6 protein-coding genes and 1 pseudogene are annotated in these 9,237 nt (G+C 39.3%); all 7 read left to right on the top strand.

Annotated elements, in window-relative coordinates; all coding sequences use genetic code 11:
• Positions 1 to 184 precede the first annotated feature (184 nt).
• Positions 185 to 1,435, top strand: coding sequence for an MFS transporter (locus tag AC1DSK_RS16995; RefSeq protein WP_477548718.1), 1,251 nt, complete (start codon positions 185 to 187; stop codon positions 1,433 to 1,435).
• Positions 1,436 to 1,753: 318 nt separating this feature from the next.
• Positions 1,754 to 2,227 carry a DUF4306 domain-containing protein gene (locus tag AC1DSK_RS16990; protein ID WP_477598427.1) on the top strand — a complete coding sequence of 158 codons (474 nt, stop codon included), beginning with the start codon at positions 1,754 to 1,756 and terminating at the stop codon, positions 2,225 to 2,227.
• Positions 2,228 to 3,191: 964 nt separating this feature from the next.
• Positions 3,192 to 4,448 carry a Y-family DNA polymerase gene (locus AC1DSK_RS16985; RefSeq protein WP_477548794.1) on the top strand — a complete coding sequence of 419 codons (1,257 nt, stop codon included), beginning with the start codon at positions 3,192 to 3,194 and terminating at the stop codon, positions 4,446 to 4,448.
• A 184-nt stretch (positions 4,449 to 4,632) separates the two neighbouring features.
• Positions 4,633 to 6,387: an ABC transporter transmembrane domain-containing protein gene (locus tag AC1DSK_RS16980; protein ID WP_477548793.1), complete on the top strand. Its 1,755-nt coding sequence runs from the start codon at positions 4,633 to 4,635 to the stop codon at positions 6,385 to 6,387.
• Positions 6,387 to 8,165, top strand: a complete 1,779-nt coding sequence (locus AC1DSK_RS16975; protein WP_477548792.1) for an ABC transporter ATP-binding protein — start codon at positions 6,387 to 6,389, stop codon at positions 8,163 to 8,165. The genes AC1DSK_RS16980 and AC1DSK_RS16975 overlap by 1 nt, the downstream gene beginning before the upstream one ends.
• A gap of 614 nt (positions 8,166 to 8,779) precedes the next feature.
• Positions 8,780 to 8,977 carry a hypothetical protein gene (locus AC1DSK_RS16970; RefSeq protein WP_477548791.1) on the top strand — a complete coding sequence of 66 codons (198 nt, stop codon included), beginning with the start codon at positions 8,780 to 8,782 and terminating at the stop codon, positions 8,975 to 8,977.
• Positions 8,978 to 9,131: 154 nt separating this feature from the next.
• A pseudogene (locus tag AC1DSK_RS16965) lies at positions 9,132 to 9,237 on the top strand (NAD(P)H-dependent glycerol-3-phosphate dehydrogenase); the annotation flags it as partial.

The following is a 9,237-nucleotide window of genomic DNA, read 5'->3' as shown; positions in this document are numbered from 1 at the left end:
GGATTAGTCTGTCTCTTTAGGAAAACTTTATTTTTATGTTTATCAAAAAAAGAGAGGTTGAATCTACCCTCTTTTTTTGTTGTCTAAAAATAGTAATGAAACTACTATTTTTCGATTCGAGAAAAAAAGACCTTAACCATTTACTTTTCATTGTAGGAAATATACAGAAAAGGTCGTGACGAAAATGAATATGGAATATGAAAATTGGAAAAAGAATATTATTATCTTTTTAAGTAGTCAGACGATATCACTTTTTGGTTCCTCACTGGTTCAATATGCGATTATGTGGCATATAACACTTACTACACAATCAGGAATGATGATGACACTGTTTATTTTATGTGGATTCATCCCTACTTTTATTTTATCGCCTTTTGCCGGAGTATGGGCAGATCGATACAATCGAAAAGTACTCATCATCTTATCGGATGGATTAATTGCTGTTGCAACTCTCGTCATGGCAATTGTCTTCTTACTGGGATATGAGGCAGTTTGGTTACTGTTTGCTATGGCTGCTATTAGAGCGATAGGAACAGGTATTCAAGGTCCAGCAGTAGGGGCTATTTTACCGCAAATTGTTCCAGAGGATAATCTGACGAAGGTAAGTGGAATTAACGGAAGTATACAGGCTATTATTATGTTCGTGTCTCCTATGGTGAGTGCGGCAATGCTGACAATGGCCACATTAGAAAGTATTTTCTTTATAGATGTGGTAACTGCAGCTATAGCAATCGTAACTTTGCTTGTATTCTTAAAAATTCAGGTACATGCAAAGGCATCCGAGGTACAAACAACAAGCTATCTTACTGATTTTAAAGCAGGTTTAACATATATTAATAACCACGCTTTTTTGAAAACGTTCTTTTTGTATTTCGCGATGTTATTTGTTTTAATGGCGCCTGCAGCATTTTTAACTCCATTACAAGTGACTCGGAGCTTTGGTGATGATGTATGGCGGTTAACTGCAATTGAAATAGCCTTTTCGATTGGAATGATGGCAGGCGGAGGCATTATTGCTTGGTGGGGAGGCTTTTCAAATAAGGTGCATACGATGACACTTGCAAGTATTATTATGGGGGTTTGTACGATTGCATTAGGGATTATGCCAATGTTTTGGGCTTATCTACTCTTCATGGCGATATTCGGAGTGACAATGCCAGTCTTCAATACACCGACGACTGTACTGATTCAAGAGCGAGTCGAGGGTGATTACTTAGGTAGAGTATTTGGTGTATTCGGGATGATTGCTACATCTATGATGCCGATAGGAATGCTCATTTTTGGACCTATGGCAGATGTAGTGAGAGTTGAATGGATTCTATTGGGTACGGGAGTGCTTATGTTAATACTTGGCGTGTTATTAGGAAGAAACAAAGTATTATTAAAAGCAGGTGAGCCTGTAGTTGTTCCAGAGTCATCTGATTTAACCTTATAATAAATACATTTAGATCTTGATAGCCTGGCAGAAGATATTAAATATCCAAAGAAATATGCAACTGTATGGAAAAATGCATAAAAATAGTAAAAAGTAATTCAACCGAAACGGATAAGATACTTATTACTTTTCTTATTCAGGAACGACGAAAAATGGGATGATACTTAGGTTCAACTAATGGGTGCTTTACTTCAAATAGGAGTAAAGCATTTTTTTCTTGTTCAACTACACGTGGAGATTAGTTCAATATTACATCCCCTGTAAGTTTTCTGTAATGTAAATTAATGTTAATATTGAGTATATCTTGGAGGTGTAAACATGTCTTTTAAAATTATTATCCATTTATCTATAGCTTCAATGGCTTTCATCTTTTCTGCTCTAGCTTCATGGTATGAGGGAAGTAAAATATTAGATGTCTCTTGGGAATGGAAACATACAGCTATCTTTTCTGAGATGTTAAATGGTCCTGTGAAGCAAGCAAGCGATATTTTAACAATTGACTATTTTGTATATGCAGCTAAATTTTTACCTACATTTCCTTTAATTATGTTACTCAGTAGTACGTACATTCTAATCCTTTTAGGATATATTCTACTCAAACGTAACGATAAGTTGTTTTCGTATTTCCTAACATCTATTGGCGTAATATTCTTGGTATTAAGTGGTTTTGTATCAAATTCTCCAACTATTGGTTTGAAATATTTTTTCATAAGTTTTTTAATACTAGGGATGATTTTAATTGTTATTGCGCTAAATAGATTTATTAACAATAAGACAAGAGAAATATATTAAATTGTATTACTTATACAACTACTGATGCTTTAGTTAAAGATCAATGGGCAATGAAGAAACCCTTTTCCTTATTCAACAAACTCAGCAGGTTAGTTATAAAAAGGGTTAGATTTTTTGAATCAAATATCGGGGATAAGGGGGGATTCACCTGGAAGAACTTCCATATGTAATTTTAATTTCGATTGTAACGTTTATTAGTTGGATTGATTATAGAAAGAAGGTTAAGAAAGCTGAAGGCGAAGAAGAAATAAGAAAGGCATTAGTTCCCTTTCTTTTAGTAACGGTTCTTTTCGTTATTTATTTCAGTATTTCTTACCTAATTAAAAGGGTGCCCAATAACGTTAGACCGACCTTGGTATAACTAAAATAGGTTTTTAGTTTAATTGGGTGCTTAAGTTAAAATCAAGGCTCAGGATAGTTACATTTCAAGGGAGGATTTTTAGTGGAAACTGAAGTATATATAAAAGAAACTCCCATGTTAATTATGTTTGGACTGATTTTTCTTATCATTTTCGGATTATGGTTAATAAAAAGAGTAAAATCATACGATTTTAACAATAAAAGCACAATATATTTTTTGTGGAACAACTCTGACTTAATTGGCGGTTGTCTAATAGGAATAGCCTTACTAATTATCGTCGTTTTTTTCTAGTGGTGCTGCTACAATTTGCATTCATTCATGCTGCGTGATTGATTTCTGATGCGTTCGATATTTTTCGAACGTTTTTTTCTTTGGGAAATTTATGGGTTTCGTGATTTTGTGCAACCTGGAGAACCATTGTGTCTACCTGGACGAGTGGTCTGTCTACCTAGATTCCCATTCTGTCTACCTGGAGTGCCATTCCTTCAACCTGAAAGTTTCCTCACCTCAAAATGAAAATGTTTTCCATCCATTGATTAAGAACATTCGTTCGGGGTATAATTCATTTAAGAACATTTGTTCGTTTTGAAGGAGGAGAACATCATGTATGAACAATATCCCGATCGGAAAATCGTTTGTCTCGATATGCGGAGTTTTTATGCAAGCTGTGCGGCAGCGGATGAAGGACTTGACGTGATGAAAACCCCGATTGCGATTATTGGGAATCAACAACAGAAGGGAAGCATCGTGTTAGCGGCTTCCCCACCATTAAAAAAAGAATTTGGCGTGAAGACAGGTACGCGCTTATTTGAAATACCGGATCACCCAGATATTCGGCTGATTGAACCTAAAATGGGCTTTTTCGTGCGGGTATCTATGGAAATTACCCGTTTGCTCAGTGAGTATGTGCCAAAAGAAGCGATTCATGTCTACAGCGTGGATGAAAGTTTTATTGATTTGGCAGGGACGGAGCGATTATGGGGACCTGTCGAGCAAACCATCCAGCGCATTCAGGACGATTTACTAGAGCAGTTTCAATTGCCATCTGCGATGGGCATGGGTCCGAATATGTTGATGTCGAAACTGGCGCTTGATTTGGATGCCAAAAAAACAGGATTCGCACGTTGGACTTATGAAGATGTCCCAACAAAGTTATGGCCAGTGTCACCACTTCGCGAAATGTGGGGCATTGGACCGCGAATGGAAAAAAACTTGAATGCCATGGGGATTTTTTCAGTCGGAGATCTTGCGAAAACGAAGTTGGCGACGCTTGAAGCAAAATTCGGGGTCATGGGAAACCAACTGTACCATCACGCCTGGGGTATTGATTTATCCGACCTCGGTGCACCTCTTATCGAAGGGCAGGTCAGTTACGGAAAAGGGCAAATTCTATTTCGCGATTACCGTAAGAAGGAAGAAATTCTTGCCGTTGTTCTTGAAATGACGGAAGACGTGGCAAGACGTGCGCGGGAAGCGGGTAAAGTCGGGCGTACCGTTCATCTCGGTGCCGAGTACAGTAAAGAGGCCTTTGGCGGTGGGTTTCATCGTTCCCGTTCAATGGAAGAAGCCACAAACGACACAATGAAAATTTACAAGATGTGTGTGAAGCTGCTGGATGAACATTTTGATGACCGACCCGTCCGACGACTGTCCGTAACTTTATCAAATATGGAGCCTGAGCATTCGATGCAGCTCAGCCTATTTGAAGCGGAAAAGTGGCGCAAGCGAAAGCTAGGTTCAGCCATGGATCACATTCGCAGCAAATATGGTTCGGCCGCTTTACTGCGTGCCGTTTCCTATACAGACGCCGGAACAGCCCGAGCTCGTTCCAAGTTAATCGGGGGACATAAAGCCGAATAAAAAAAGAGGGAGATGTTACACCCCGGCCATTCTAGTAAGGCCGGGGTGTGGGAGATGTGAGAAAATCCACATCGCTTATTCGAACTATTTCCCAATCCGAATAATTTCCATTTCGTATCTTCTCTAAATTCCGAACATTTGCTAAACTAGTAAAGTCTGAAAAAAAGAATCGGGGGATTACTGCGTGAAAGTATTTTTAGATTTAGGGTGGTTTTTTAAAGAGAGAAAGAAACAGTATATCTTCGGCATCTTGATGCTGATGGTCGTTGCATTTTTGCAACTGCTGCCACCTAAAATAATAGGATATGTCGTCGATGAAATTAGATTGGGTACTTTAACAGGCGAAGCACTTGTGAAATGGCTGTTGTTCCTGGCAGGTGCCGCTCTGGCCATGTATATCATTCGTTATTACTGGCGTACGATGATTTTTGGTTCGGCAATTTTACTTGCTCGTCAATTGCGAGAACGTTTATTCCAACATTTTACCCGCATGTCACCTAGGTTTTATCAAAAGCGCCGTGTTGGTGACTTGATGGCACATGCGACCAATGATTTATCAGCTGTTCAACAGACGGCAGGAGCGGGTGTCTTGACGCTAGTCGATTCACTGACTACAGGTGGGTTTGTTATAGCCGCGATGGCAATTACAATCAATTGGAAATTAACGCTCATTGCATTGATTCCCATGCCGATCATGGCGTATTTGACAAATTACTACGGAACACTGTTGCATAATCGTTTCCACTTTGCCCAGGAAGCCTTCTCGAATTTGAACGATAAAGCACAGGAAAGTATTTCGGGAATCAAAGTCATTAAAACATTTGGTCAGGAAAAAGAAGACATCCAAGACTTTGTAAAGTTATCGGATGACGTAGTCGAAAAGAACATACACGTAGCCAAAGTGGATTCACTATTCGATCCAACGATATCGGCAATTGTTGGTACTTCGTTTTTCCTATCAATCGTGTTCGGTGCACGATTTATCATGGCAAATGAAATGTCAATCGGGGATTTGATTGCATTTACTGCCTATCTTGGGTTGCTAGTCTGGCCAATGCTCGCATTCGGCTGGTTATTCAACATTGTTGAACGAGGACGTGCTTCTTACGATAGGATTCGCGCATTGCTTGCCGAACCAATCGATATTGATGACGCGGAACATGCACTAGATGTAAAAGCGCAGGGCGACCTGGATGTTCATATCGATGAATTTAAATTCCCGGAAGACGACCGCGCTGCCCTGAAAAATGTTCACTTCACACTGAAACGTGGAGAAACGTTAGGAATTGTCGGCAAGACGGGTTCAGGGAAAACAGCTATCTTGAAGTTGTTATTACGTGAGTTCGAAGGATACGATGGGTGGATTACTTATGGTGGCCATTCCATCAATGCCTACAAAAAAGAACGACTGCGTTCAGCAATTGGTTATGTACCGCAAGATCATTTCTTGTTTTCAACGACGGTTGCAGGAAATATTGCCTTTGCGAATACAAGTGCTCCAATAGAAGAAGTGTATGAAGCGGCTCAGCTCGCACACATTCATGAAGACATACTGAAATTCACGAATGGTTATGAAACCATTGTCGGCGAACGAGGCGTGTCGTTATCTGGTGGACAAAAGCAACGGATTTCGATTGCCCGTGCATTGATGATGAAGCCGGAATTGTTAATCTTGGACGATTCGTTATCTGCAGTTGATGCGCGGACAGAAGAAGCAATCCTTGAGTCGTTAAAAGCATCCCGACTGGATGAAACCACCATTATTACCGCACATCGATTGAGCGCGATTCAACATGCACATCAAATCATCGTGCTTCATGAAGGAACAATTGTTGAAAAAGGGTCCCATGAAGACCTCATGGACCAAAAAGGACGTTACTACGAAATGTATCAGTTACAACAATTAGAAGCACTTGTTGAAATGGGAGGTGAGGTGTAATGGAAGAACAGCCAAAGCTAACAGGAAAAGATCAAGGCATCATCTTAAGAAGACTCATTTCCTACTTGAAGCCACATAAAAAAGTCATTACATTTGCGTTATTCCTACTAGGCCTTACCGTAGTTGGGGACGTTGTTGGACCGATATTGATTAAAACGTTTATAGATGATTATTTGACCGCTCAAAACTTTCCGACGGGACCACTAGTCGGACTGGCGAGTGCGTACTTATTCATTCAAATCTCCAATGTTTTCATTAGTTATTTCCAGCTGCTGAAATTCCAGGAGATAGCACTGAAAATCATTCAGCAAATGCGAATTGATGTCTTTACGAAAGTACAGAACCTCGGCATGCGTTATTTTGATAAAACACCTGCCGGAAGCATTGTGTCTCGCGTAACGAATGATACGGAAGCCATTAAAGATATGTTTGTCAGTGTCTTGGTCGGTTTCTTGCAAAGTGGTTTCTTAGTGGTCGGAGTCTACATCGCGATGTTCATTCTGAATGTTAAACTGGCCCTCGTTACATTATTGCTATTGCCGATATTATTTATGATTATAAAAACGTACCGTCGTTACAGCTCGGTGTTTTACCAAGATTTACGTGAACGATTAAGTCAATTAAATGCTAAACTGGCAGAATCCTTGCAAGGCATGTCCATGATTCAGGCATTCCGACAAGAACCGAGATTGAAAGATGAATTCAATGACATCAATGAACAGCACTGGAAAGCAGGCAAGCGTAACATCAAAATGGATAGTTTGTTGCTGCGTCCCGCGATTGATTTGGTGTATGCACTTGCGCTGATTATGTTGCTAAGCTATTTTGGGGTAACCTCATTCAGCAATACGATCGAAGTGGGTGTGATTTACGCCTTCGTGACATATATTGACCGATTCTTTGAACCGATTAATCAAGTTATGCAACGTTTATCGATTTTCCAACAAGCCATTGTAGCGGCATCACGTGTTTTCAAGCTACTCGATGAAAAGGAACTTGTGCCAAGCCAGGCGAACACAAATGCACGGATCGATGCTGGGAAAATTGAATTCAAAAATATAACGTTTTCTTACGATGGACAAACAGATGTATTGAAAAACATTTCCTTCACCGCGAATCCTGGGGAAACGGTAGCGCTTGTCGGCCATACTGGAAGTGGGAAAAGTTCCATCATCAATTTATTGATGCGTTTTTATGAGTTTGAACAAGGTGATATTTTGATAGATGGACAATCTGTAAAAGATTTCAAAGCTCAGGAATTACGGGATAAAATGGGGCTTGTGCTACAAGATCCGTTCTTGTTCTTCGGGGATATCGAAAGCAACATTCGTTTGCACAAGCAAAGTATGACGGATGACGAAGTACGTGCTGCTGCAGAGTTTGTTCAAGCTGACGGCTTCATCAATCTGTTGCCAGAAGGCTATAAGCAAAAAGTAACCGAGCGAGGCTCAACCTTCTCAAGTGGTCAGCGTCAACTCGTCGCATTCGCCCGTACGATGGCGACGGATCCGAAGATTTTGGTGCTGGATGAAGCAACAGCAAACATCGATACGGAAACAGAAGTGGCAATTCAATCAAGTCTTGAAAAAATGCGACAAGGACGAACAACGATTGCCATCGCCCACCGTTTGAGTACGATTCAAGATGCAGAGCTGATTTTAGTCCTTCATCAAGGCGAGGTCGTTGAACGGGGCAATCACCAACAGTTGCTTGCAAGAAAAGGCTTGTATCACAAAATGTACCTGCTGCAGAACGGCATAGTGGAAGAGGCAGTTTAAAATCCATAACTAATTAACATGTCTATCAAATTGTAAGTAGATTTGATAGACATTTTTATATAGCAAAAAATGTACAAAGGTTTGTGAAATGGAAAAATATTGTATTAATTTAAAGGGAAATCAAGGATTCGTGTCTAATATAGAATTACTGGAAACAGTAAAGTTGTAGACAACCTCTATATGTATAACGAAATGTTGAAGTATTAATCAAAAGGCTTTCCTTTCTTAGAAAGTAAAGCCTTTTTTCTTATTGAAATACATTTCCAGAGTGTAATTAAATTATTCTTATTTGAAAATGAAATAAAGTGTTTCTTCAAACGTCTTATTAGCATCTACAAGATCGGGGGGATAGTTGTGAGGTCAGAGCCTTCGCTAGTCGAAGAGCTATACGATGAATTCCATAAAGATGTTTATCACTTTTCATTGTACTTTACAAACAATAAAGAAAATTGGTACACCTTTATATAAAAACAAAGAAAATAACAATACCATTTTATATGAGGTGAATAGGAAATATTATATTGCAAAGAAAATGAACTAACGGGTGTGTTGATCTAAGAAGGATTAACACATTTTTTGTGAACTTATTGTACAAACGAGATAGGGGGATGAACTTGGATAAACAACGAACTTTTTTCTATGGATTTGTAGTTGGTTTTATATTGATGATTGTTCCTGTACCTTCTTTTTTCTTTTGGAGAGACGTCATGGAACATGTAGATGCGATTTTTCGAAATAGTGGATTTTTAATGTTAGTAGTTTGTGGAATACCTTTAGTAATTGATGTGTTTCGAAACTTCACCATTAAATAACTGAAATTTAGTGCTGAAACAATCTCTCTTGTTCAACTAACGGGGCAGGTTAGTTGAAGAAGGAAAAGATGGTATTGGTGTGGAAGTTGTGATAAACAAAATACATCGACATTTTTGTTTCGAAATACAAATAATAAATGAGGAAGATAAAATAATGAGAATTTCGGTTTTAGGATGTGGCCGTTGGGGAACTTTCCTGGCTTGGTATGTTCATAAGGTTGGACACAATGTAATGTTATGGGGGCGAGAAAGCTCCAGAA

This window comes from Paenisporosarcina sp. P4_B8 (assembly GCF_056402175.1).
The sequence above is the reverse complement of the archived record's forward strand: the minus strand, read 5'-3'. Positions and strand labels throughout refer to the sequence as shown.

Coding starts and splice junctions, on each gene's coding strand:
- AC1DSK_RS16975 (WP_477548792.1), top strand. CDS start 6,387: ATGGAAGAACAGCCAAAGCTAACAGGAAAAGATCAAGGCATCATCTTA.
- AC1DSK_RS16995 (WP_477548718.1), top strand. CDS start 185: ATGAATATGGAATATGAAAATTGGAAAAAGAATATTATTATCTTTTTA.
- AC1DSK_RS16985 (WP_477548794.1), top strand. CDS start 3,192: ATGTATGAACAATATCCCGATCGGAAAATCGTTTGTCTCGATATGCGG.
- AC1DSK_RS16990 (WP_477598427.1), top strand. CDS start 1,754: ATGTCTTTTAAAATTATTATCCATTTATCTATAGCTTCAATGGCTTTC.